This is a genomic window from Aquihabitans sp. G128 (genome assembly GCF_019048865.1).
Classification (GTDB): Bacteria; Actinomycetota; Acidimicrobiia; order Acidimicrobiales; family Iamiaceae; genus Aquihabitans.
Map to the genome: position 1 here is coordinate 149,863 of NZ_CP077604.1, position 25,004 is coordinate 174,866.

A 25,004-nucleotide genomic window follows, 5' to 3' on the forward strand; every position below is an offset into this window, starting at 1 on the left:
CTACCGGGGCGCCCGGGGCATGCCCAGGCCGACCATGGCGATGATGTCGCGCTGCACCTCGTTGGTCCCGCCGCCGAAGGTCAGGATCAGCGCCGATCGGTGCATGCGCTCGATGCGCGACTTGAGGATCGAACCGGGCGAGCCCCGGGTGATGGTGGCCTCCTGGCCGAGGACCTCCATCAGGAGGCGGCACGCCTCGATGGTGAACTCGGTGCCGAAGACCTTGGTGGCCGAGGCGTCCTGCGGGCCGAGGCCGTGCTTCACGCCCCAGGCGATCTTCCAGTTGATGAGCTTGAGGAACTCGACCTTGGCGTGGACCCGGGCCAGGTGGACCTGCACCCACTCCTGGTCGATCACCCGCCGGCCGTCGGGCAGCTGCTGCTCGTGGGCCCAGCGGCGGACCTCGGCCAGCATGTTCTGCACGCCGGCCGCCGAGCACAGCGCCACCCGCTCGTGGTTGAGCTGGTTGGTGATCAGCTTCCAGCCGTTGTTCAAGCCGCCCACCAGGTTGGCGGCCGGGATGCGCACGTCGTCGTAGAACGTGGCGCTGGTGGTGGTGCCGGTGACGGTCGGGACCGGCGACCACGAGAAGCCGGGGGTGTCGGTCGACATCAGGAACATGGAGATGCCCTTGTGCTTCGGGGCGTCGGGGTCGGTGCGGGCCGCCAGCCAGACGTAGTCGGCGTACTGGATGAGGCTCGTCCACATCTTCTGGCCGTTGATGACCCACTCGTCGCCGTCGCGCTCGGCCCGGGTGGTGATCGACGCCAGGTCGGTGCCGGCGCCCGGCTCGGAGTAGCCGATGGAGAAGTGCATCTCGCCCTTGAGGATCGAGGGGAGGAACTTCTTGCGCTGGAGGTCGTCGCCGTACTGCATCAGGGTCGGGCCGACGGTGTTGATGGTGAGGAAGGGGATGGGGGCGCCCACCAGGCTGGCCTCGTCCAGGAAGATCAGCTGGTCGATCATCGAGCGGTTCTGGCCGCCGTACTCAGTGGGCCAGCCGATGCCGAGCCAGCCGTCGTGGCCCATCTGGCGCACCAGCCGCTTGTAGAGCTCGCCGCCGCCGTACTCCCCGCTGTCGGAGGCCATCTCCTCCTGCACCTCGGGCGTCATGAGCTCGGCGAAGTAGTGGCGGAGCTCCTTGCGGAGCTGGTCCTGTTCCTCGGTGAAGGCGATCTGCATCGGCCCGGTCCCCTTTCGGTCGGCCCGGCGGCCGCCCGCCTGCACACTAGAACGCGTTCTACCTCCGGTGCTGGGGAAACCGCAGGTTCTTGGGAGAACGGGTTCTCGCCGGCGTGGATCGCCCCAAAGAGGTTGGTGCGCTACCGGACCTCACGGCTGCCTGTTGCCTGCCGATGGAGGTCCATGGACTCGGCCGTGCTGATCGAGGTCGGGCACCTCGCCATCTGGATCGTGGTCGGCCTGGCCCTCGCCGGTGCGCTGGCGTTCCTGGTGTGGACCCGTGGCCGGGCGGCGAAGCAGGAGGCCGTGGCCAGCGCGCCCGGGGGTTCGCCCTGCTGGTCGAGCGGTCGGCCGACCCCATCGTCATCGTCGACGAGCTGGGCGCCGTCTCCTACGCCAACCCGTCCGTCGAGCGGGTCCTCGGGTACCGGGTCGACGAGATCGTCCCCAACGCCCTGGACCTCCTGCACCCGGACGAGGTGGAGGAGGCCGTGGCCCGCATCGCCGCGGTGGCCCAGGGCGAGCCCGCCAACGAGCTCGTCATGCGGCGCGTGCGCCACGCGGACGGGCGCTGGATCTGGTGCGAGACGGTCAACACCAACCTGCTGGCCGAGCCGACGGTGGGCGGCGTGGTCATCGTGCTGCGCGACGTCACCGAGCGGCTGGAGGCCGAGGCGCGCGCCGACGTCGAGCACCGCCTCACCCAGACGATCCTGGACACCACCACGGCGCTCGTGGTGCACGTCGACATGGAGGGCCGCCTCCTCTCGATGAACCGGGCCGCGGAGCGGCTCACCGGCTTCGCCACCGCGGAGGTCGCCGGAGAACACGTGTCGCGCTTCGTGCCGATCGAGGAGCGCATCCTCGCCCCCGGTCCGATGGCCGTCGCCGACGTCCCCACCGTCCACGAGAACCACTGGACCCACCGCAGCGGGCGCCGCCACCTCATGGCCTGGAACAACGCCGTGCTCTTCGATGCCGATGGCCAGCCCACGGGCGTCGTGGCCACGGGCATCGACGTCACGGCCGAGCGTCGGGCCGAGCGCGCCGCCCGGCGGGCCGATCGACGCGAGCACGACCGGCTCGCCTACGAGGCCACCCACGACGCGCTGACCCAGGTGCTCAACCGGGCCGGCCTGCTCGACGAGCTCGACGCCCAGCTGCGCGAGGCCCCGCCCGGCCAGCCGACGGCGGTCCTGTTCCTCGACCTCGACGGCTTCAAGGCCATCAACGACGAGCACGGTCACCACGTGGGCGACGAGGTGCTGAAGGTGGTCTCGGAGCGGCTGGTCGACGCGGTGCGGACCACCGACGTCGTGGGCCGCCTCGGCGGCGACGAGTTCGTGGTGCTCTGCCCGGGGCTCGATGCCCAGCGGGCGATCGCCACGGCGCAGCGCATCGGCGAGGCGATCGATGCCCCGATGCTGGTGGGGGAGCTGCCCCTCGCGTGTGGCGTCTCGACCGGTGTGGTCTCGGCCGTCGGCGGGGATGCCGCGACGCTGCTGCACCAAGCCGACCTGGCCATGTACGAGGTGAAGCGGGCCCACCACGAGGCCCGGCGACCGGCGACCCTCGACAACGGTCCCGTGGACCCGAACGAGTCGGTCCGCCTGTCCGTGCTGCGGCGCCTCGGCCTGCTCGACAGCGACGCCGACCCCTTCGTCGACACGATCGTGCAACTCGCCGCCCAGGTGTGCGGGACCCCGATGGCGGCGGTGAGCCTGATCGACGCCGACCGGCAGTGGTTCAAGGCCAGCGTCGGGCTCGACGTGCTCGAGACGCCGCGCTCGGAGGCGTTCTGCGCCCACGCGATCCTCGACGCCACCGAGACCTTCGTGGTCCCCGACGCCACCGAGGACGATCGGTTCCGGGAGAACCCCCTCGTCACCGCAGAGGAAGGCATCCGGTACTACGCCGGGGCACCGATCACGGTGGGCGGCGAGGCGGCGATCGGGTCGCTCTGCGTGCTCGACCGCACGCCGCGCACGCTGACCGTCGAGCAGGTGGGCACCCTCGAGCGCCTGCGCGACAGCCTCGTGACCTACCTCGAGCTCACCGCTCCCGAGGGCACCTTCGCCGGCGTCGGCACCGAAGCCCGGACCGGCGTGCTGCTGGGAGCCGTCAGGGGCGCGTGAAGCGGTCCAGCAGCTGCTGGGCCGCGGCGGTGGGCGCCACCTCGCCGGTGGCCACCGCGGCCTCGAGCGAGGCCAGCTCGGGGGTGACCGCCGGGTCCTCCCGGAAGCGCTCGGTGAGCCCGGCGCGCAGCTCGTCCCAGAGCCACGCCCGCGCCTGGCCGGCCCGCAGTCGGTCCAGCTGCCCCGTGGCCGCCAGGTGCTCGTGGGCGGAGGTGACCCGGGCCCAGACCTCGGCGATGCCCTCGCCCTTGGGCGACGACACCAGCAGCGTCTCGGTGGCCAGCCCGTCGTACTTCGGGCGCAGCAGGTGGATGGCGCGCTGCAGGTCGGCCGCCGCGTGGCGGGCGGCGTTGGCGAGGTCGCCGTCGGCCTTGGTCACGACCACCAGGTCGGCCAGCTCCATGATCCCGCGCTTGATGCCCTGGAGGTCGTCGCCGCCGCTCGGCGAGGCGAGCAGCACGAACAGGTCGACGAGGTCGGCCACCGCCAGCTCCGACTGGCCGACGCCCACCGTCTCCACCAGCACCACGTCGAACCCGGCGGCCTCGCACAGGAGCATGGCCTCGCGGGTGCGGCGGGCGACGCCGCCCAGCTCACCGCCGGACGGGGAGGGGCGGATGAACGCGTGGGCATCGCGGGCGAGGGTCTCCATGCGGGTCTTGTCGCCGAGGATCGAACCGCCCGTACGGCTGCTCGACGGATCGACCGCCAGCACCGCCAGCCGGTGGCCGGCCCCGGTGAGGTGGGCGCCGAGGGCCTCGATGAAGGTGCTCTTGCCCACGCCCGGGGGGCCGCTGATGCCCACCCGCACCGCGCCGCCGGTGCGGGCCAGCACGCCGTCGAGCAGCTGGGCCGCCTCGGCCCGATGGTCCCGGCGGGTGCTCTCGACCAGCGTGATGGCCCGGGCGAGGGCCCGACGGTCACCCACCCCGACGGCGTCGATCAGCTCCTGCACGTCGGTCCCGGGCACCCGGCCAAGGTAGTTGGGCCGGGGCCCTCCTCCGGCGGGCAAGACTCCTGCGCCATGGACGTGGTGGCGATCGTGGTGGGCCTGGCCCTGGTGGCGTGGATGCTGGCCGACTCGTTCGAGACGCTGCTGGCCACCAGCCTGCAGCGCAACCGGCTGCCGTTCACCGCCTGGTACTACGAGTCGCTGTGGTTCGTGGTCCGGCGGGTGGTCCTGCGGGTCCGCAACGAGGCCCGTCGCGAGCGCTGGCTGTCGCGGTTCGGCCCGCTCAGCTTCCTGGGCCTGCTCGCCACCTGGACGATCATCGAGATGTTCGGCTGGGGGCTGGTGTGGTGGGGGTTCCGGGACAGCTTCGGCTCCCCGCTGCGCGGCATCGCCGACGCCTTCTACTACTCCGGCGTCGTCTACTTCTCGATCGGGTTCGGCGACATCCTCCCGTCCACCGGCGGCATGCGCTTCCTCACCGTGGTCGAGGGCTTCAGCGGCCTGGGCACGCTCGGGCTGGTGATCGGCTTCCTCCCCACCCTCACCCAGGCCTACTCGGCCCGCGAGCGCCAGCTGCTCAAGCTCGACGACCTCACCGACGCCCGCATCACGCCGGTGTCGCTGGTGCGCAGCTACCTCGGCCCCGACGACGACCTCACGGCGCTCAACGCCATGTTCGACGAGTGGGCCGACTGGTGCACCGAGGTCTACGACTCGCACACCTCCCTGCCCATGCTGCTCTGGTTCCGCTCGAAGCACCGGGGCCACTCGTGGATCACCGGCCTCGGCGTGGTCACCGACGCCGCCATCGCCTTCGCCGCCACCGTGCCGGGCCAGGACCACGGACCGGCCATCCGCCTGCAGCGCCAGGCGGTGCGGCTGGTGTCGGGCCTCGCCACGCGCGTCGGGATCGAGCCGGTGGAGGACCCGCCGATGGCCACCCGCTGGTGGTCGGTGGGCTACTCGGTGATGGCCACCACCGGGCTGCCGATGCGCAGCTTCGACGACAGCTACGGGCGGCTGCGCGCCATGCGCAGCGAGTTCCACCCGTACATGGAGGCGTTCATCGACGCCCTGTTCGCCCCGCGGGGCTTCTGGGGCGTCACCGCCGCGGACCACCTCGCCGAGGCCGACTTCACCACCATCTTCGAGCGCGACGACGACGCCTGAGCGGGCGGCCGCCGGCCGTCGGCTCAGCGCTTGGCGAGCAGGGCGAGGACCTCGGTGGCGGCGTCGACGATGTTGGTGCCGGGGCCGAAGATGGCGGCGACGCCGATCTGGCGCAGGAAGTCGTAGTCCTGCGGCGGGATGACGCCGCCGACGACCACCAGGATGTCCTCGGCGCCCTTGGCCTTCAGCTCCTCGATGAGCTGGGGGACCAGGGTCTTGTGGCCGGCGGCCTGGCTCGACACGCCGATGACGTGCACGTCGTTGTCGACGGCGTCGGCGGCGGCCTCGGCCGGCGTCTGGAACAGGACGCCGACGTCGACGTCGAAGCCGAGGTCGGCGAAGCCGGTGGCGATGACCTTGGCGCCGCGGTCGTGGCCGTCCTGGCCCATCTTCACCACGAGCATGCGGGGCCGGCGGCCCTCGCCCTCGGCGAAGGCCTCGATGGCCGACGAGAGGTCCTGGAAGCGCTCGTCGTCGGCGTACTCGCGGCCGTAGGTGCCGAGGCCGGTGCGGACCTCGGCGGCGTGGCGGCCGAAGACCTCCTCCATGGCGTCGCTCATCTCGCCGACCGTGGCCCGGGCCCGGGCGGCGTCGATGCACAGCGCCAGCAGGTTGCCGTCGCCCCGGGCACCCTCGGTGAGGGCGGCCAGCGCAGCGGTGACCGCGGCGTCGTCGCGCTCGGCGCGGATGCGCTCCAGCTTGGCGATCTGCTGGGCCAGCACCGAGGCGTTGTCGATGTCGAGCACGTCGACGAGCTCGGGGTTCTCGACCTTGTACTTGTTGACGCCCACCACGACGTCCTCGCCGCGGTCGATGCGGGACTGGCGGCCGGCGGCGGACTCCTCGATGCGGAGCTTGGGCATGCCGGACTCGACGGCCTTGGTCATGCCGCCCAGCTCCTCGACCTCGTCGATGAGCGCCTGGGCCTTCTCGACCAGGTCGTTGGTGAGGGCCTCGACGTAGTAGCTGCCGCCCAGCGGGTCGATGACGTGGGGGACGCCGGTCTCCTCCTGGATCACCAGCTGGGTGTTGCGGGCGATGCGGGCCGAGAAGTCCGTCGGCAGGCCGAGCGCCTCGTCGAAGGCGTTGGTGTGCAGCGACTGCGTGCCGCCCAGCACGGCGGCCAGCGCCTCGATCGTGGTGCGGATCACGTTGTTGTACGGGTCGAGCGCGGTGAGCGACACGCCCGAGGTCTGGCAGTGCGTGCGCAGCATGAGCGACTTCGGGTTCTTCGGCTCGAACTCGCTCATGACCCGGTGCCACAGGATGCGGGCGGCCCGCAGCTTGGCGACCTCCATGAAGAAGTCCATGCCGATGGCGAAGAAGAAGCTCAGTCGGCCGGCGAAGGCGTCGACGTCCATGCCCCGGGCGATGGCGGTCCGCACGTACTCGAGCCCGTCGGCGATGGTGAAGGCCAGCTCCTGCTCGGCCGTCGCCCCCGCCTCCTGCATGTGGTAGCCGGAGATCGAGATCGAGTTCCACTTCGGCATGTGGTCCGACGTGTACTGGATGATGTCGGCCACGATCCGCATGGAGGGCTCGGGCGGATAGATGTAGGTGTTGCGGACCATGAACTCCTTGAGGATGTCGTTCTGGATGGTCCCGGCGAGCTGGTCCTGGCTCACGCCCTGCTCCTCGCCGGCCACCACGAAGGAGGCCAGCACCGGCAGCACGGCGCCGTTCATGGTCATGGACACCGACATCTTCTCGAGCGGGATCCCGTCGAAGAGGATCTTCATGTCCTCGACGGAGTCGATGGCCACGCCCGCCTTGCCGACGTCGCCCACCACGCGGGGGTGGTCGGAGTCGTAGCCGCGGTGGGTGGCGAGGTCGAAGGCCACCGACACGCCCTGCTGGCCGGCGGCCAGGTTGCGGCGGTAGAAGGCGTTGGACTCCTCGGCGGTGGAGAAGCCGGCGTACTGGCGGATGGTCCACGGCCGGTTGGCGTACATGGTGGCCCGCACGCCCCGGGTGAACGGGGCGAAGCCCGGCAGGGTGTCGGTGGCGAGGCCCTCGGTGTCGGCCGCGGTGTAGAGCGGCTTGACGTCGATGCCCTCGGGTCGGGTCCGGGTGAGGGCGTCGGGCTCGCGGCCCCTCAGGTCCTTGGCCGCGAGGGCCTTCCAGTCGTCGAGCGTGGGCTCGGTACCTGCGGTCGCGTCGTCAGCCATCGGTCGCCGATCTTACGGGTCGTCAGGAACGGGTCCCCAATGGGTGGGCGCATCCCTCCGGACGAAACGGGCATGATGGGCAGCCCTGTCGCCGACCCGCCCCCCGAGGTCATGGATCCGCACCTCCTCACCGTCGACTTCCTGGACGATGTCCGCGAGCTCACGCCCGGCCAGGACCTCACGTTCGGGCGGGCCGCCGACCTGGTCGTCGACGAGGGGAACCGGTACCTGCACCGCATCCTCGGCCGGCTGGTGTTCCACGACGGGCTCTGGTGGGTGGAGAACCTCGGCGCGCAGATCGAGCTCTCGCTGCTCGGCGCCGACGGCACCTCGGTCACCCTGCCCGCCCGGGCCGAGGGGGCGCCGCCGTCGGTGGCGCCGCTGAGCGTCGAGGTCATGACGTTGGGCTTCGGCGTGGCCGGCGCCCGCTACGAGGTCGAGCTGCGGGTCTCGGTGGCCGCTCCGCCCGAGGCGGCGGCCGCGGCCGAGGAGGGCGCCGCCACGCTGGGCTACGGCCGGATCGTGCTCACCGACGAGGAGCGCCAGCTGCTCGTGGCCCTCGCCGAACCGGTCCTGCGGGACGTCTCGGCCCGCGCCGAGAGCTTGCCCACCAACCGCGAGGCGGCCCGCTCGTTGGGCTGGACCCAGCCGAAGTTCAACCGCAAGCTCGACTACCTCTGCATCCGCCTCACCAAGGCCGGCGTGCGGGGCCTGCAGGGCGGTCGCGGCGACGAGGCCCTGAACCGGCGCTGGCGCCTCGTGGAGCACGCCGTCGGCACCCGCCTGGTGACCGCCAGCGACCTGCCGAGCTGACGCCCCCGCGCCGTCACCGCCGAGCCCGGGCGCGGCTCGGCCCGGCGGGCGCTGCTCCGGGGGGAGCGAGCAGCACCGGCCGGGCCGAGGCGGATCGGGGGTGGAGGGAGCCCGCCCGATCAGGCCGAGTGCATGGCGGCGTTGTCGAGGTTGTCGAGGTTGTCGTGGTAGTTCTGCAGCGCCGTGCCGAGCGACTTGTAGCGGTCGGCGAACTTGTCGGTGATGCCCTTGTACTCGGTGCCGATGCCGTCCCGGAGGTTCTGGGCCTCCTTGTTCGTCTGGGTGGCGAACTCGGTCACCGCGGTGGTGGCTTCGCCGGCGACGGTGCGCAGCAGCGACTCGTAGTGGTCGACGATGCCGTTGGCCCGGTTCTTGGCGTTGCCGTCCCAGTTCGACGAGTTCACCGTCGACCGGAAGTTGGTGAACTGGGCCTGGAGGGCCTCGATGTTCTGGGTGAAGCCGGTGCGCAGCGTGGTGCTGATGTCGGTCAGCTGCTGCTGGGTGGCATCGGCGGCGGTGGTGGCCTTCGAGCCGCCGTCGGTGGTGGCGGTGCTCGCCTGGTCGGCGTGGGACCGGGACTCGAGGACCCCGGCCAGGTTGGCGCTGATCATGCCTTCGCTCATGGTGTGCTCCTTGCGATCTGGTGGGGGGTGGTCACGAGTACTTGATGGAGGTGGAGTCGGCCTCCTGGAGGCCGTGGCTGAACGAGGTGACCGCGGTGCCGAAGGAGGTCACGTCGGTCTCGAAGTTGGTGAGGATCACGCCGAGCTTCTGGCCGATGGCGTCGTTGATCGCCTGGGCCCGGGTGGTGGTGCTGGTCTTGAACTCGGCGATGGCCTTCTGGGCGTTGGTCTGCACGTGGCCGAGCTGCTGGGTGAAGTCGGCGGCGGCGGCCTTGGCCTCGCTGGGGCTCATGCCGGTGGCGGCGAGGGCCTGCACGTTGTTGTTGGTGGCCGTGATCTGGTTCTGCATCTCGGTGCCGATGTTGTCGAACTCCTTCGAGAACGCTTCGGCCGCCTCGGTGATCTCGGTCTGGACCTTCTGGCCCTGCTGGCTGGCGAGCGTCCGGGTCTCCCCGGTCAGCGTCGCCGTGTTCGTGGCCACGTTGGTGACCTCGCTGAGGCTGGAGGTCGATGCTCCGACGGTCCCTTGGCTCATGGGTTCTTCCTTCCTTCAACCCCGGTGCGGGGACGGTGGCGGGTGCCTGGAGCCAACGTACGGACGGTGGCCCCAAAAGTCTTTGGGGCAGGGACCCCAACGGCAGGTGGGCAGGCGATCAGTCGCCGTAGTCGGAGTACTCCTCGACCTCGTCCATCACCAGCTCGCGCCGGATGCGCGCCACCTCGGCGGGGTCCGGGTCGACGCCGCGGTGCTGGCAGTCGCGCAGGTAGTCCTGCATCTCGGGGGCGCCGAAGACCTCGTCGATCCCGACGCGCCCCGGCACCAGCGCCTGGACGTCCTCGCGCACCTGGGTCTGGGGGCTGGGTCGACCCGTGCTGATGCGATCCAGCTGCTCGTCGACCAGCGACGTCACCAACGGTGAGCCGCCGGGATCGATGCCCAGGTGGCCGAGGCCGTCGGCGCTGTCGTGGGCCACGATGTCGGTGGTCAGCCCGAGGGCCTCGCGGCGTGCCAGGAGGGTCTGGATCTCGGGCGCGTCGGCGGCCTCGTCGCCCAATGCCTCGGTCGGCTCTTGTGCCTCGTAGCCCATGAGGGCGGTGTCCATGGTGTTCAGGGTGAGGGTGAGGTGGCGGATGCGGCCGCTGACCAGGGCGCCGTAGTGGTCGGGGTCGCTCGCGTAGGCATCGTCGGGGATGGCGGGCTGGACGCCGGTGTAGTCGACGGTGAAGGGCTCCGTGCCCGGCTCGATGGGGTCGTCCATCTGGCTCAGCGCACGGAGCATGACGTGGTTGCCGAGGCTGTGCGCGGTGATGGCGACGGTGGCGTCGGGGTTGGACGCCGCGATGGCGGTGAACAGCGGGGCGAGGTGGTCGCCGGTGTCCTTGGCGCTCTGGTGGGCCTGGTCCCAGTCGAGCAGCCCCTCGCCGGCGTCCCAGTCGATGGCCAGGACGGTCGCCCCGTCGATGCCCTGGTTGTCGTACTGGTCGGCCACGTTGTTCGCGGCGCTGGTGATGCCGGCGGTGTCGGTGGAGAGGCCGTGGGCGACGATGTGCAGCGGCCCGTCCACGCCGGTCAGCCCGTAGAGCTCGAGGATCGCCTGCAGCTGGGCCGGCGTGAGCGTCTCGAGCAGCTCGAAGTGGTCGTCGACGTTCAACTTGAGCACGCGGGTGTTGCCGTCGCTCCCGTCGCGCACGACGGTGACGAGCGTGCCGGCGGCGTCCCGGAGGAACTGGTCGTTGGCGGTCAGCGCCGCCGGGTCGAGGACCTGGTTGCGGATCCGCAGCTGGAGGTAGGCGGCGTCGATGCCGTCGGCCTCGGTCAGTGCGCCGTCGCCGTCGGCGTCGAGGTCCCGGAGGGCCTGGGCCAGCAGGCCGGGCTCACGGTCGAGCGCCGTGAGCCGGTCGAGCAGGGCCCGCACCAGCGGGGCCTTGTCGCTCGGCACCGACAGGGAGGGCGAGAACGTGGATCCGGCGAAGGCGGACCACGCCGAGGCATAGGTCGTCACGTCGTCATCCACCGCGTCGATGGCGGTGGTGGCGGTGTGGGTGTAGGCCGCGAGCACCAGGGGCTGGGCGCGGATGAGGTCGGTCACCGCTTCGGCCTCAACGGGGTCCCTGGGTCGGTGGCACGCCGGGGTGGTCCCGGATCCAGCGGTCGTGGGCGTCGAGCTGGGTCTTCCACTGCTGGTGGGCGGTGTGGGCCTGGGCGATGGCGTCGCGCACCCACTGGGCGTCCATCTGGAGTGCGGAGCCCCGCTGCCCCCACGAGTTGGTGAGGCCGGTGCTGAGCTCGTCGTTGCGGGTCCGGAAGTTGGTGATGCTGGAACCCGACGACGTGGCCAGCATGTCGCCGGCGGCGCTGGTCCGGCTGTTGTCGAGGGCCATGAGCTGGTCGAGCAGCCCCTGGATGGCGGTGAGCGCCGCCTGGGCCTCGGCGAAGGGGAACTGGGGCTCGGCCCCGGGGTGCACCGGCCCCTGGCCGGCGTAGGGGTCGAGAGGCGGGTGCGACATGGGGTCGACCGTACGGCGGGCCGGCCCGCCGCGTCATCGGGGCGCGCGCCCCAACGACGGATCAGTCGAAGACCATCCCGGGATCCTTCTGCAGCTCCTCCATGGCGATCCTGGCCATGTCGGCCTCGGTGGGCGCAACGTGCTGCTCCTGGCAGCGGTCCAGGTACTCGCGGATCCCCTTGGTCTCGAAGATGCGGTCGTCGAGGCCGTCGGGGAACTGGTCGTGGATGTAGTTGCGGGCGATGGTCTGGGGGCTGGTGCCGTGCACGGTCGGGTCGGTGATCCGGTCGATCTGCTCCTGGTAGAAGGACCGGACCAGGCCGGCGTCGTCCTTCCCCGGGTCGATGCCGAGGTGGCCGCTGCCGGAGCTGGAGTTCTGGTCGATGATCGTGGTGGAGCCGGCGCCGGTCTGCTCGCGGATGCTGGTGATGTACGTGATCATCTGGCTGTCGGCGGCCTCGTCGCCGAGGGCCTCGCCGTCGAAGGACCCGTCGCCCCAAGGGCGGGCCTCGTAGGCCAGGAGGGCCTTGTCGGCGTTGTTGATGCTCATCGACAGGTGCTTGATGCGGGGCCCCACCAGGGCGCCGTAGTGGTCGGGGTCCAGCAGCGGCGCGGTGCGGGGGATCGCCGGCTCGATCCCGGTGTAGTCCACCGAGAACGGGATCTTCTGGCAGGTCACCGGGTCGTAGGGGTCCTGCATCTGGGTCAGGGCCCGGAGGGCGACGTGGTTGCCCAGGCTGTGGGCGGTGACGGCCACGTTGGCGGTGGGGTTGGCCTGGGCGAGGGCGGTGAACACCTTCGAGAGGTCGTCGCCGACCTTCTTGGCCTGGCCCTCGGCGTCCTCGAAGTCGTCGGCCTTGTCGGCGCCCATGCCGGCCAGCCAGCCCAGGGGCGAGACGACGGCCACCCAACCGGGCGGCTTGTCGCCGCCGTTGCCGGCGTCCCAGTCGACGGCCACCACGGTGGCGTTGTTGACGCCCTGCTGGGCGTACAGGTCGGCGGTGCTCTTGGCCGCGCCGTCGGAGCTCCCGGTCCAGCCGTGGACCACGAAGTGGACCGGCCCGCCGTTCTCGCCGGTGAGGCCGTAGGCCTTCAGGATCTCCTGCAGGTCCTCGGGGCTGACGCCCTCGAGCGGGCCGAGCGCCTTGAGGTTGAGGCTGACCACCCGGGGGCGGCCCACGCCGGGGTCGATGACGGTGACCAGCTCCTGGCCGGTGCGCTGGACCAGCGTGGCCCGGGCGAGGATGGCATCGACGCTGGCGTTGGGGTCCTTGACCCGCTCCTGGACGTAGAGGCTCACCAGCTCGGCGCTGGTGCAGTCGTCGGTGGAGAGCACGCCGTCGTGGTTGGCGTCGAGGCGCTCGAGGGCTTCGGCGAAGGCGAGCGGCTGGCGGTCGAGCGAGTCGAGGCCGAGCAGCAGGTGGCGGACGGCGGCGTCCTTGCTGGCCGGGACGCTGCGGGCCGGGACCATGGTGGCGGAGGCGAAGGTCGACCAGGCGGTGGCGTAGGCGTCGAGCGCATCGTCGGCGAGGCCTCCCGCGCGCGTGGCGGCATCGGTGTAGGCCCGGAGGGTGGCGGGCACCGCAGCGATGAGGTCGGTCACCTGGCCGACGCTAGGGATGGCGGCGGCCCCGGGCATTGGGGCGCGGTGCCCAACCGGCAGTGCGCCTCAGGCCCGGGCCAGCTGGGCGAGCTCGAGCTCGCCGCTGGTGACCACGAAGCCGCGCCCCGGGCGGAGGGCGCTGGCCAGCTGCCGGGGCAGGCGCGTGGTGAAGATGTCGGCGTCGAGCTGCAGGTCGGGCTGGATGAGCAGGCCCGTGCGGCCGGCGCGGGCCGGCCGGGTCCAGTGGGTGAGCGTCGACCGCAGCTCCTCGCAGCGGGCGGCCACCAGCACGTGCAGGTCGGCCCGACCGGAGGTGAAGAGGCTGCTGAGCACGCCCTCGTGATCGGGCACGCGGATGGCGTCGTCGACGAACACGAACCACGGGCGGGTGTCGCCGGGGGCGGCCCGCAGGACCTCGGCGAGGAACTCGACCGTGCCGTGGGCATCGAGGCCCGGCACGTCCCGCAAGGGCGAGCCCTCGTCGCAGACGGCGACGGTGATGACGCCGTCGTGGGCCGCCAGCTGGGTGGCGATGGCCACGAGCGCGCTGGTCTTGCCGCTGCGCGCCGGGCCGGCAACCACCGCGTGGTCGCCCCGGTGCAAGCGGAGGAACGCGGGGGCCAGCTCGGTGTCGCCGATGCCGATGGGCACCTCGACGAGGGGGCCGACCACGAGGTGGGCGCCGGCCTCGCCGAGCTGGGCGACGGACACGTCGACGGGCAGCGAGCCCATGGGGCGGGGCGGGCGGGTGGCCGGTCCCTGGCGGTCGGCGAGGCGGCTGCCCACCGCCTCCAGGTCGCCCGGGTGGCCGACCTGGAGCACCAGCGGGCCGTTGCTGTGCCAGCCCCGGCCAGGCGGGATCTTGGGGGCCTCTCGGAGGCGCACGCCGATCTGGGAGTAGTCGACGGGGTCGGGCAGGCGCAGGACGATGCGCTGGTCGATGGTGCCCGAGACCCGCTGGGGGAGGGCGTTCATCCGCTCGCCGGCTACCGCGAACAGGATCCCGACGCCGGGGCCCTCGCCGAACAGGCGGCGCAGGGCATCCATGACCTCGGTGGTCATGCCGGCCTCGTGCTCGGCCAGGAAGCCGGCGGCGCCGTCGATGAGGACCACCACGCGCGGCTCGGCGGCCTGTTCGGCCGGGGCCAGGCCGCGCCGGCGGTCGAGCTCGGCGCGGAGGTGGCGCACCAGGCGGATCTGGCCCTCCCGGTCGACGGCGCCGATCACCGACCCGGTGTTCGGGAGGTGGGCCAGGGGGGCGAGCGAGCCGGCGCCGAAGTCGATGCCGTAGAGGTGGAGGTCATCCGCGGTCCACCGCTCGGCCAGGGCGCGCCCCACCGAGAGCAGCGTGGTCGACGTGCCACTGCCGACCATGCCGCTGATGACCAGGTGCCCGTCGGCCAGGCGCCAGCCCACCGGGACCTGGCGCTGGTGGTCCGGCTCGTCGGCCAGGGCGAAGGTGAGCACCCCGGGGTCGGCGTCGGGCTGCTCGGCGGCCGCGGCGAGCACGGCCTCGAACGGGAGCTCGTCGTCGAGCATGGGCAGCCAGGGGCGGACCGGCTCGGGGTGGCCCTGGCGCTGCACGGCGGCGATCAGGGCCTCGACGAGCAGGTGGAGGTCGCTCGGCCGATCGTCGCCCTCTCCGGAGGGCGCCATGCGCACGGGGCTGGGGCCGAACGGGAAGGGCAGGGCGCGCACCGGGCGGGCCGGGCCACCAGGGGCGCCCGCCGTGGAGAGCGCGGTCTGCACGGCCTCCACCTCGCCCGGCCCGCTGCGGACCTGGGCCCGGCCCGGCGTGGTTCGGCTGATGGAAGCGGCGTCCGGGCGGTCGATGATGTCGGTGGAGTCCTGCTGGTCCTGGACCCGCAGGGCGATGCGCAGGTTGGTGTTGGCCTTGATGTTGGCGTTGACCGCGCCCTGGGGCCGCTGGGTGGCGAGCACCAGGTGGACGCCGAGGCTGCGGCCCCGCTGGGCCACGCCCACCAGCGCGCCCAGGAAGTCCGGGAGCTCGGTGGCGAGGGTGGCGAACTCGTCGACCACCACCACCAGGCGGGGGAGCGGGCCGAGCGGGGAGCGGGCGGCGAGGTAGGCGGGGAGGTCCTGGGTGCCGGCCTCGCGGAGCACCCGCTCGCGGCGGCGGAGCTCGGCCTCGAGCGACCGCAGGGCCCGCTCGCCGAGCGACTCGTCGAGGTCGGTCACCATGCCAACGGTGTGGGGCAGCCGGGCGCACTCGTCGAACGCCGAGCCGCCCTTGTAGTCGACGAGGACGAAGACCAGGTGGTCCGGGTCGTTGCCGGCCGCCAGGCCCGCCACCAGGGAGCGCAGCAGCTCGGACTTCCCCGAGCCGGTGGTCCCGCCGATGAGGGTGTGCGGGCCGTCGGTGGCCAGGTCGATGACCACCGCGCCGCGTTCGCCCATGCCGATGGGCGTGGCCGGGGGCGGGTCGACGGGGTTGGCAGACCAGCGCTCGAGGATGGCCGCAGGGTCGGGGTCGTCGAGGCCGAGCAGCGGGAGCAGGCGGACCATCGCCGGCAGGCCGGCCCCGGCCACCGACAGCTCCGGGTCCTCCCAGCGGGCCAGGGCCCGGGCCACCTCGCGGGCGACGGGCACCGAGATGCCGGCGGGGACGACCCCGGTCAGGCGCACGCCCTCGAAGGGGCGCCGCACCTCGATGATGCCGCCCGGCTCGGGGGCGACGATGACGGTGTTGCACACCGCCGGGAGCTGGTCCTCGGTGGGAGCCAGGACGATGCCCGCGCAGCGGCCCGAGGTGCCGGCGAGCAGGGTGCGGGCCGGGGCCTTGCGCCCTTCGAGCAGGGTGATGTCGTCGAGCACCAGCAGCCGGCTGGGGCCGGCGGCCTCGTCTCGCGGCCGGTAGGCCCGGGGATCGTCGTCGGTGGCGGCGAGCATGGCGCCGAGCAGGGAGTCGGCGGTGTCGCGGTCGCCGGCCAGCAGGCGGAACGCGCCGGCGGGGTCTCGCACGTGGGGCAGCCACTTGGCCCAGTCCCACGAGGCGGCGTGCGCCTCCGAGGTGCACACCGCGACCGGGAGGTCGGCCGGGCCCTGGCCCACGACCGCCTGGCACAGCAGGGAGCGGGCCACGGCGAGGGCGGTCTCGCGGTGGCCGACGATCCCCACGACCCCGCCGCCGGACAGGTCGACCTCCACCGGGCAGCGGCGCAGCACGTCGTGGCGGGCCCGGACCTCGGCGAGCAACGGGTGCTCGGCCGACGGCGAGGCCTCCACCCCGCTCCAGGGGACGGCGCCGAGGCCGGCTCGCAGGAGGAGGACGTCGGCGTGGGCGGGGCGCCGCTCCCACAGCTTCACGCTGGGCAGCAGGGCGCGGCGCACGACCTCGGCGGGGTCGGGCAGGGCGGCGGCCCGGCGCCGGCGCTCGGCCTCGGCGTCGTCTCGCAGGTCGCGGTCGAGCGCCTCGATGGCGGCCCGGTGCTCACGGGTGGTGGTCTTGGAATCCTTCTTGGCCTGGCGGCGCTGCGACCACCAGCTGCCGACCGCCATGACCGGGCTCAACATGATGAACAGGGCGAAGCGGGGCTCGCCGGTGATGGCGATCATCACGCCGCCCATCACCAGGGGCGCGACCACCATGGCGACGTTGAAGGGGGTCCGGCGCCCGCCTTCGCCCGGGGCGTCCGGCGCGGCGCGGAGCGGGCGGGCCTCGGGCACGGCCGGGCGGGGTGGCCGGTTGAACGGCACCACCCCGCCGACGCCGGCCCGGCGGCTGCCGACCGGGCGGTCGTCGGCCGAGGCGGCGCGCACCTGGAGCTGGGTCTCGCCGACGCCGACGATCGATCCGGCCGGGACCTCGGTGGGCCCGGCGACGACGACGCCGTCGACCACCGTGCCGTTCGAGGAGCCGAGGTCGCTCACCAGGACCCGGCCGTCCGGGGTGACCTCCAGGCGGGCGTGGCGGGCCGACACCGACGGGTCCTGGAGGACGAGCTGGCCATCGGGGTGCCGCCCCACCGCGACCGGCAGGCCGGGAGCCAGGGCCACCGAGCGGCCGGCGTCGATCCCGCCCACCACGGCGACGACCTGGCCGGCGGGCAGGGCCACCGGCGGTGGCGAGGCGGCCGGGCCCAGGTCGAGCCGGGCCCCCTCCACGAGGCCGATCTCGTCGAGCCGGTGGTCGACCAGGACCGGGCGCCCGTCGACGAGCACCGGGGCGTCGGCCCGGCCCGGCGCCACGACGGCGAGCAGGTCGCCGACGGTGGCGTCGGCGTCGTCGAGCACCAGCTCGGCCTCCCGCTCGGTGCCGCCCGCGGTCACGACGACGTGCACGGCACCTCCACGGTGGGGCAGGGCGGAGCCGGTGGGCGCAGGAGCATGGGCAGGCAGGCCGTTCGGGGGTGGAGGGCGGCGAGGGCCAACGATAGGGCCGTCGCCGCAGGTCAGGGACCTCCCGTCCCGAGGGGCGCCAGCTCGGCCACCCGGTCGAGGCGGGCGGCGACCTCCGGGGGCTGGCTGTCGACCCAGGCTCGGAACCGGCGCAGGTCGGCGTCGGACCCGGCCACGTCGAGGCCAGCGAGCACGTCCGGCTCCACCAGCAGCGGCGCCCACGTCCGGTCGCCGGCCATGGCCAGGGCCACCAGGTAGGGCTCCACCCGGGGCGTGGCTCGCACGACGCCGTCGCCCCGGTGGTCGTAGGTGTCGACCCAGCGCTCGGCTGCACGCGCCGCGCCCCGCTGGGCAACCTGGCGCCCGCCGGCTCCGACCACCGGTGCCAGGGGGCCGAGCAGGGAGCCGGCTGCGGACGACGCGGCACCGGCCAGGGCCGACGCCGCGGTGCCGCCCAACGCGATGGCGGTGTCGAGGGATGCGTCGTGGTGGGTGCCGGCGCGGACGGCACCTCGCTCGAGCGCCACCAGCACGCCGTGGGCGTCGGCGAGCTCGCCGAGCAGGTCGTCGATGGGGGTCGCCGGCCCCTGGCGGGCGAGCACCCGCGAGGCCTCGTCCAGGTACCCGGTGAAGGCGGCGCCCGCCGCTCGGCGGAGTGCGGTCTCGGAGCGTGCGACCGCGGCGAGGTAGTTCACCAGGCTCGGGGCGAGCTCCACCCGGTAGGCGCCGGCGGCGCCCATGGAGCGGAACGGGTCGGGGTTGGCGCCCATCACGTCGGCCAGGGCGAGGGAGAACCGGTCGGAGCCCTTCGCCCCGGCCACCGCCTGGATCGTCCCCGGCAGATCGGCCTGCCCCTGGAGGCCGGGCTCGGCCCAGCCCCGGCGCACCGACTCGACGAAGACGCCGTCGAGGATGCCGCCGAGCGCGCCGAGCTCGGGCGCCTGGCGGCGCGCCAGGTTGGGCGTGAGCGGCGAGCGCTCGGGGCCGTCGGCGGTGGCCCAGGTGAAGGCGGCCCGGTGGTCCCGGGCGAGCAGCTGCAGGGCCCCGAGGTCGGGCAGGTAGGCGACGCCCCGGCGTTCGAGCCGGTCGGCGAGCAGCTCGGCCGGGTGGCCGGTGCGGTCGTCGTCGACGCCGCGGTGCCGGCCCAGCAGCGCCGTGGCGACGGCCACGATGGCAGCGGTCGGGAGGTCGGGGGCGTCGATGACCAGCTGTCGGAGGGTGTCTCGACCTGCTGCCGACCGACCGAGGGCCTGGAACAAGCCGAGGTCGAGCCGGTGGGGTGCCGCATCGACGAGCAGCTGCGCCAGGTCGGCGAACCCGGCGTCGGCGCGGGTGAGCGAGACGGCGTGCCGGCCGGTCGCGGTGCGGAGGGCGGCGCCGAGGGCGGCCATGCCGTCGGCCCGGAGCGCCTCGAGGGCACCTGCGGCGAACGCCGGCCCGTACCCGTCGAGGCCGGTGACCTCGGCGAGGGCGGCGAGCTGGTCGGGCAGGTCGAGGGTGCGCAGCCCGGTGCCCCAGGACCGGCCGGCCTCCTCCTGCGTCGGCGACAGCAGCTCCGGGTCGACGTTGCCGCAGAGCTCGAGGGCGGTGGCCACGGCGCGGTCGGTCGTGGTGACGAGGCCACCGGCGCCGAGGATCCCGTCGCCGGCACCCGTGTCGGCGGCCCGGAAGGCCCGGCCGACCTGGTCCACGCCGGCGGCCAGCTCGGCCAGGTGGTCGGCGGCGGTCTGGCACCGGCGGACGGCGACGACGGCGTCCGGCGCACCGCCGCTGGTCAGGTGGGCGGTGACGGCGGCGGCGGCGCGGTCGGCGGCGGCCCGCAACGTCCGTGCGGTGGCGGCGGTGGCGCGGGCGTGGTCCTGGAGCAGGTCGGGGCGGGCGGAGGTGTCGCTCACGGCAGGTGCCATCCGGTCCAGGGCACCACGGGCAGCTGGCGCTCGACGGCGGCCCGGACCTCGGCGCGGATGGCGGTCGCGGCGCTCGCGGCGGCGCGGGCACCGCTCCGGAGCTCGCCGGCCACCTCGGCGTCGTGGCGGTCGAACCAGCGGCGGCTCGGGCCCTTCCAGTCGCTGGTGACGACCGCGGTCCGGCCGTGCTGGGTGCGGGCCGCGCCACGCAGGTCCTCGGCGAGGTCGTCGAGGGCACGGGCTGCGACCTCGGCGCGGTCCGGGTCGAGGCCGAGGGTGCGATGGTGGTCGGGGGACAACGGGGCAGCGGTGGGCACGGGGTCTCCTCAGTCGGCGGCGGGTTCGCCGAACCTAGGAGGAAGAACACGGAAAAGCAATGAAAGGTGCTTTTGAGGTGGGATCGCGGCGATGCGGGGGCGCCGTGCGTCGGCGCGTAGCGTCGCCCCGGTGCTGCCGCTGATCTGCCTCGACGTCGACGGGACCCTGGTGGGGTCCACGGGTGCCCCGACGGAGGTGCTGTGGGCGGCCGCCGCCGAGGCTCGGGAGCGGGGCCAGCGCCTCACGCTGTGCACGGCCCGCCTGGCGGCCGGGCCCACGCGGGAGTGGGCGGCGCGGCTCGACCCCGAGGGCTGGCACAGCTTCCACACCGGAGCCGCCCGGTGGAACCCGGCCACCGACGAGGTCCGCACCCACGCGCTCGGCGCCGAGGTCATCGATGCCTGCACCGCCATCGCCGGCGAGCGTGGCTGGGTGCTCGAGACCTACTCCTGGGACGACTACGTGGTCGACAGCGACGACCCGCTCGCCGCCCGCCACGCCGCCCTCCTCGGGCTCCCGGCGGTGCGCCGGCCGGTCTCGGACCTGGTCGACCCGGTGGTCCGGGTGCAGTTCGTGGTGCCCATCGCCGAGGCCGGCGTCGCCCTGGCGGCCGCTCCTCCCGGCTGCGCCGCCTCGGCCGCGACCTCGCCGGTCATGGCCGACGCGGCGTTCGTCTCCATCACCCTGGAGGGGGTCTCGAAGGCGGGCGGGATCGCCGAGATCGCCGCCGACCTCGGTGTCGGCATGGACCGGGTGATGATGGTCGGCGACGGCCACAACGACCTGTCGGCGGTCCAGGCGGTCGGGTGGGGCGTGGCCATGGCCAACGCCGAACCGGAGCTGATCGCCGCCGCCCGCCTCACCGTCGGCCACGTCGACGACGACGGCGCCGCCGAGGCCATCCGCCGCTCCGCCGACCTCGGCTGAGCGCCGGTCCGGGCCTCCGGCAGGCGTCGGTAGCCTGCGAACCATGGCTCAGCGCTTCGTCGTCATCGGTGGTGGACCGGCCGGGAACCAGGCGGCCACCACGGCCGCCCGCCTCGGCGCCGAGGTCACCCTCGTCGAGCGTGACGTCGTGGGCGGTGCCGCCCACCTGTGGGACTGCATCCCGTCCAAGGCGATGATCGCCACCGGCGGGGCCATGACCGAGATGCGCCGGGCGGCCGGCATGGGGCTCAAGCAGGTCCACGCCGAACCGGACTTCGAGGCCCTCCGCACCCGCATCGCCGGCATCGAAGACCGGTTGGAGTCCTCGGTCACGGGGCTGCTGCAGAGCCAGGGCGTGCGGCTGATGGCGGGCACCGGTCGCCTGGTCGGCCCCCACGAGGTGGAGGTCACGTCGGCCGACGGCACCAGCGAGGTCATCGCCGCCGACACGATCGTGCTGTCCACCGGCAGCCGGCCCCGCATCCCGGAGTGGGCGCCGATCGACGGGCAGCGCGTCCTCACGACCCGCGGACGCGTACCCGCCGCCGGAGCTGCCGGAGCACCTGATCGTGGTGGGCTCGGGCGTCACGGGCGTGGAGTTCGTGCACATGTTCTCGGCGTTCGGCGCCAAGGTGACCCTGATCGTGAGCCGCCAGCAGGTGCTGCCGCAGAAGGACCCCGAGGTGGCGGCCGTGCTGGAGGACGACTTCATCAAGCGGGGGGTGCGGTTGTTCAAGGGCGCCCGCGCCGAGGGCATCGACCTCACCGCCGACGCCGTGTCGGTCCGCTGCGACGACGGCCGGGTGGCGACCGGGTCCCACGTCCTGCTGTGCATCGGCTCCATGCCCAACTCCGAGGGCATGGGCCTGGAGGACCTGGGCATCGAGCTCGACGGCGGCTACGTGGTGGTCGACCACAACTGCCGCTCGACGCTGAGCCACGTCTACGCCGCCGGCGACCTGTCCGGGAAGCTGCCGCTGTCCTCGGTGGCGTCCATGCAGGGCCGCAAGATCGCCGAGCACGCCCTCGGGCTCCACGCCGGCCCCCACCGCCACCTGGACTACGAGAAGGCCGCCTCGGCGATCTTCACCGATCCCGAGATCGCGGACGTGGGCCTGGCCGAGGCCGATGCCTTCGCCGTGGGCCGGAAGGTCCGGGTGACCAAGGTCCCGTTCTCGGCCTCGGCCAAGGCGCTGATCAACGACGACCCGCGTGGCTTCGTGAAGATCGTGTCCGACCCCGCCACCGGGGTCGTGCTGGGCGGCTCGATCGTGGGCCAGCACGCCGCCGAGCTGATCTCGGTGATCGCCCTGGCCGTGACGGCCGGGCTCAAGGTGATCGACCTGGCCGAGAGCATCCTCGTGCACCCGGCGCTGGCCGAAGCGCTCAGCGACGCCGCCGAATAGGGGCGTCGCCCGCCGTGGTCGCCCGACCACCGACCCCGTTCGACGACGGTGCTCGACCCGCCGACGACGGGTGCGAGCCGATCGGCGCCGATTCTGCGCAGAATCGGCGCCAATCGCCTCGGGTGCGTGCTACTCGGCAGCGGCCTCGGGGGTGATGACGACGGCGACGTCGCCGGCGCCCACGGCCTGGCCGGGCTCGACCTTGACCTCGGCCACCACGCCGGCGACGTCGGAGGCCACGTTGTTCTCCATCTTCATGGCCTCGAGCACGCAGACGACCTGGCCGACGGCCACGGTGTCGCCGACGGCCACCTCGACCTTCACGATGGTGCCCTGCATCGGCACGGCGATGGCGCCGGTGCCCGCTGCGCCGCCACCGGACCCGCCGGCCCGACGGCTGCGAGGCTTGGCGGCCACGCCACCGCCCGCAGCGGGCCCGGCAGCGGCCAGCGCCGACTCCGGGACCCACATGGCCACGGCGAAGCGCTTGCCGTTGACCTCGACGTCGACGTCGCGGCGGACCTTGGGCTCGGCCTCGGCGTCGTCGCCCTCGGGCGCCGCCAGGTCCGGGCCGCCCAGGCGCCCGGTGACCCCGGTGAGGTCGAGGGTGCCGTTGTCGACCCAGTTGGTGGAGTGCTCGCCGGCCACGAAGTCGGGGTGGTCGAGGATCACGAGCTGGGCCGGCAGCGTGGTGTCGATGCCGTCGATGACGAACTCGTTGATGGCCCGCTTCATGCGGCCGATCGCGGTGTCGCGGTCGGAGCCCCAGACGATGAGCTTGCCGACGAGGTTGTCGTAGAACTGGCTGACCTCGTCGCCGGACTCGTAGCCGCCGTCCCAGCGGGTGCCGAAGCCCTGCGGGGCGACCAGCTTCTCGATCTTGCCGGGGGCCGGGAGGAACTTGCCCTCGGCCGGGTTCTCGGCGTTGACCCGGACCTCGATGGCCCAGCCCCGCAGGTCGATGTCGTCCTGGGTGAAGGAGAGGACCTCGCCCGAGGCCACCCGGATCTGCTCGCGCACCAGGTCGATGCCCGACACCAGCTCGGTGACGGGGTGCTCGACCTGGAGGCGGGTGTTCATCTCGAGGAAGTAGAAGTTGCCATCGTCGTAGAGGAACTCGACGGTGCCGGCGTTGTAGTAGCCGCAGGCCTGGGCGACGCGGACCGCCGCCTCGCCCATGGCCTGGCGGATCTCGGCCGGGAAGTTCGGGGCCGGGGACTCCTCGATGAGCTTCTGGTGGCGGCGCTGCACGGAGCAGTCGCGCTCGCCGACCCACACGCAGTTGCCGTGCTGGTCGCCGATGATCTGCATCTCGACGTGGCGGGGCTTCACGAGGAAGCGCTCGACGTAGCACTCGTCCCGGCCGAAGCCCTTGAGCGCCTCGGACTGGGCGCTGGCCAGGGCCGAGTGGGCATCGGCGGCCGACTCGACCACCCGCATGCCACGGCCGCCGCCGCCGAAGGCGGCCTTGATGGCCACCGGCCAGCCGTGCTCGTCGCCGAAGGCCACGACCTCGTCGCCCGACGAGAGGAACTCGGTGGTGCCCGGGACGCCGTGCACGCCGGCCGCCTCGGCGGCGATGCGGCTCGAGACCTTGTCGCCCATGACCTCGATCGACTCGGGCGGCGGGCCGATGAAGGTGACGCCGCGGTCGGTGATGGCCCGGGCGAAGTCGGTGTTCTCCGAGAAGAACCCGTAGCCGGGGTGGACGCCGTCGGCGCCGGACCGCTCGATGACCTCGAGGATCTTGTCGGTGTTGAGGTAGCTCTCGGCGGCGGTGGAGCCGCCCAGGGCGTAGGCCTCGTCGGCCAGGCGCACGTGGAGGGCGTCCCGGTCCAGCTCGGAGTACACCGCCACGGTGGCGATGCCCAGCTCCTGGCAGGCACGGATGACCCGGACGGCGATTTCGCCCCGGTTGGCGATCAGGATCTTCGTGAGCACGGGTGCATGTCTAGATCGTGCGCAGGGGGTCGCGGAAACTTGCGGCGGCGCGCTTGCCCCGCGCCGCCGTCGCAGGGTCAACTTCGCCGGTGGACGACACCTCTCGCAGCGCCCGGGTGGCCGCTTCGCTGGCTGGGACGCGCTTCGCCGACGTGCGCTGGGAGGCCGAGACGGGCTCGACCAACGCCGATGTGATGGAGCTGGCGCGAGCCGGCGAACCCGAGGGCATCGTGGTGGTCGCCGACCACCAGACCGCCGGTCGCGGCCGGCGGGGCCGCACGTGGGAGGCGCCGTCGGGGGCGTCGCTGATGGCGAGCGTCCTGCTACGGCCCCGCTCCGGCGAGGCGGGGGCGACGACCATGGCCGTGGCGGTCGCCGCAGCCGAGGCCGTCGAAGAGCTCACCGGTCGCTCGCCACGGCTCAAGTGGCCCAACGACCTGGTGTGGCCCGGCGACGGGTCGGGGACCGACCGCAAGCTCGCCGGCATCCTCGCCGAGGTCGACTGGCCGACCGGCAGCCACGTCGCCGGCGGCTGGTCGCCGCCCGGGCCGGCCGACCGGCTGGTGGTCGTGGTGGGGATCGGCATCAACGTGGCGTGGGGCCCGATGCCGGCCGACCTGGCCCCGATCGCCGTCGCCCTCGACCACATCGTCGCCCCGGACGCCCCGCCAGCGCGGGAGGACCTCCTCGTAGCGTTCCTGCGGGCGCTCGACCGGACCTACCGGCACCTGACCTCCGGGCCCGGCGGCCGGGACCTGGTCATGGCCCGCTGGCGGGACCGCTCCGCGACGCTGGGCCGTCGGGTGCGGGTCGACCTGGGGGCCGACGACGTGGAGGGCACCGCGGTGGACGTGACCGCCGAGGGCCACCTGGTGGTCGAGACGATCGAAGGCGAGCGGCGGGTCCTCGCGGTGGGCGACGTCGTCCACCTGCGCGCCACCTGAACCGGGGCGAGCGGCAGGCTCAGGGGAGCAGGGCGGGGTTGTCCGGGT

The 25,004-nt window shown here is 73.4% G+C and carries 18 protein-coding genes and 1 pseudogene; 7 read left to right on the plus strand and 12 right to left on the minus strand.

The window, feature by feature from the left end:
• Complete coding sequence (locus KSP35_RS00700) at positions 1–1,182, minus strand: acyl-CoA dehydrogenase family protein (protein WP_216998338.1); 1,182 nt, start codon at positions 1,180–1,182, stop codon at positions 1–3.
• A 272-nt stretch (positions 1,183–1,454) separates the two neighbouring features.
• Between KSP35_RS00700 and KSP35_RS00705 the strand changes: the two genes are divergently transcribed.
• Entirely contained in the window at positions 1,455–3,317 is a 1,863-nt protein-coding gene (locus tag KSP35_RS00705) for a diguanylate cyclase domain-containing protein (RefSeq protein ID WP_216998339.1), read from the plus strand.
• On the opposite strand, the gene meaB is transcribed toward KSP35_RS00705, so the two are convergent.
• Complete coding sequence (meaB, locus tag KSP35_RS00710) at positions 3,304–4,287, minus strand: methylmalonyl Co-A mutase-associated GTPase MeaB (protein ID WP_216998340.1); 984 nt, start codon at positions 4,285–4,287, stop codon at positions 3,304–3,306. The genes KSP35_RS00705 and meaB overlap by 14 nt on opposite strands.
• A gap of 54 nt (positions 4,288–4,341) precedes the next feature.
• Between meaB and KSP35_RS00715 the strand changes: the two genes are divergently transcribed.
• Positions 4,342–5,439: a potassium channel family protein gene (locus KSP35_RS00715; RefSeq protein WP_216998341.1), complete on the plus strand. Its 1,098-nt coding sequence runs from the start codon at positions 4,342–4,344 to the stop codon at positions 5,437–5,439.
• Positions 5,440–5,462: 23 nt separating this feature from the next.
• On the opposite strand, the gene scpA is transcribed toward KSP35_RS00715, so the two are convergent.
• On the minus strand, positions 5,463–7,607 hold the full coding sequence (scpA, locus tag KSP35_RS00720) for a methylmalonyl-CoA mutase (protein WP_216998342.1): 2,145 nt from the start codon (positions 7,605–7,607) through the stop codon (positions 5,463–5,465).
• Between the two features lie 72 nt (positions 7,608–7,679).
• Between scpA and KSP35_RS00725 the strand changes: the two genes are divergently transcribed.
• Positions 7,680–8,420, plus strand: coding sequence for a hypothetical protein (locus KSP35_RS00725; protein ID WP_216998343.1), 741 nt, complete (start codon positions 7,680–7,682; stop codon positions 8,418–8,420).
• Between the two features lie 119 nt (positions 8,421–8,539).
• Here the strand turns inward: KSP35_RS00725 and KSP35_RS00730 are convergent, their stop codons facing one another.
• The 8 genes from KSP35_RS00730 to KSP35_RS00765 all read right to left on the minus strand — a co-directional run bounded on the left by KSP35_RS00730 (position 8,540) and on the right by KSP35_RS00765 (position 19,737).
• Positions 8,540–9,043, minus strand: coding sequence for a hypothetical protein (locus tag KSP35_RS00730; protein WP_216998344.1), 504 nt, complete (start codon positions 9,041–9,043; stop codon positions 8,540–8,542).
• 31 nt (positions 9,044–9,074) lie between these two features.
• On the minus strand, positions 9,075–9,578 hold the full coding sequence (locus tag KSP35_RS00735) for a hypothetical protein (RefSeq protein ID WP_216998345.1): 504 nt from the start codon (positions 9,576–9,578) through the stop codon (positions 9,075–9,077).
• 118 nt (positions 9,579–9,696) lie between these two features.
• Positions 9,697–11,133: an alpha/beta hydrolase gene (locus tag KSP35_RS00740; protein WP_216998346.1), complete on the minus strand. Its 1,437-nt coding sequence runs from the start codon at positions 11,131–11,133 to the stop codon at positions 9,697–9,699.
• 10 nt (positions 11,134–11,143) lie between these two features.
• Positions 11,144–11,551 carry a hypothetical protein gene (locus tag KSP35_RS00745; protein ID WP_216998347.1) on the minus strand — a complete coding sequence of 136 codons (408 nt, stop codon included), beginning with the start codon at positions 11,549–11,551 and terminating at the stop codon, positions 11,144–11,146.
• Between the two features lie 61 nt (positions 11,552–11,612).
• Positions 11,613–13,154 carry an alpha/beta hydrolase gene (locus tag KSP35_RS00750; protein ID WP_216998348.1) on the minus strand — a complete coding sequence of 514 codons (1,542 nt, stop codon included), beginning with the start codon at positions 13,152–13,154 and terminating at the stop codon, positions 11,613–11,615.
• Positions 13,155–13,220: 66 nt separating this feature from the next.
• Positions 13,221–17,456: an FtsK/SpoIIIE domain-containing protein gene (locus tag KSP35_RS00755; RefSeq protein ID WP_216998349.1), complete on the minus strand. Its 4,236-nt coding sequence runs from the start codon at positions 17,454–17,456 to the stop codon at positions 13,221–13,223.
• 110 nt (positions 17,457–17,566) lie between these two features.
• On the minus strand, positions 17,567–19,408 hold the full coding sequence (locus KSP35_RS00760) for a hypothetical protein (protein ID WP_216998350.1): 1,842 nt from the start codon (positions 19,406–19,408) through the stop codon (positions 17,567–17,569).
• Entirely contained in the window at positions 19,405–19,737 is a 333-nt protein-coding gene (locus KSP35_RS00765; RefSeq protein WP_216998351.1) for a hypothetical protein, read from the minus strand. The genes KSP35_RS00760 and KSP35_RS00765 overlap by 4 nt, the downstream gene beginning before the upstream one ends.
• 130 nt (positions 19,738–19,867) lie before the next feature.
• Between KSP35_RS00765 and KSP35_RS00770 the strand changes: the two genes are divergently transcribed.
• The 3 genes and pseudogenes from KSP35_RS00770 (at position 19,868) to KSP35_RS23805 (ending at position 22,071) form a co-directional block, all read left to right on the plus strand.
• Positions 19,868–20,665, plus strand: coding sequence for an HAD hydrolase family protein (locus KSP35_RS00770; RefSeq protein ID WP_216998352.1), 798 nt, complete (start codon positions 19,868–19,870; stop codon positions 20,663–20,665).
• Positions 20,666–20,708: 43 nt separating this feature from the next.
• Positions 20,709–21,116 (plus strand): annotated as a pseudogene (locus KSP35_RS23800) (FAD-dependent oxidoreductase); the annotation flags it as partial.
• A 118-nt stretch (positions 21,117–21,234) separates the two neighbouring features.
• Positions 21,235–22,071: an NAD(P)/FAD-dependent oxidoreductase gene (locus KSP35_RS23805; protein WP_254126918.1), complete on the plus strand. Its 837-nt coding sequence runs from the start codon at positions 21,235–21,237 to the stop codon at positions 22,069–22,071.
• Positions 22,072–22,200: 129 nt separating this feature from the next.
• On the opposite strand, the gene KSP35_RS00780 is transcribed toward KSP35_RS23805, so the two are convergent.
• A complete protein-coding gene (locus KSP35_RS00780; RefSeq protein ID WP_216998353.1) occupies positions 22,201–24,012 on the minus strand; it encodes an acetyl-CoA carboxylase biotin carboxylase subunit in 1,812 nt (603 codons plus the stop codon).
• An 89-nt stretch (positions 24,013–24,101) separates the two neighbouring features.
• Here KSP35_RS00780 and KSP35_RS00785 point away from each other — a divergent pair, with 89 nt between their 5' ends.
• Positions 24,102–24,956: a biotin--[acetyl-CoA-carboxylase] ligase gene (locus KSP35_RS00785; RefSeq protein ID WP_216998354.1), complete on the plus strand. Its 855-nt coding sequence runs from the start codon at positions 24,102–24,104 to the stop codon at positions 24,954–24,956.
• Positions 24,957–25,004: the final 48 nt, after the last annotated feature.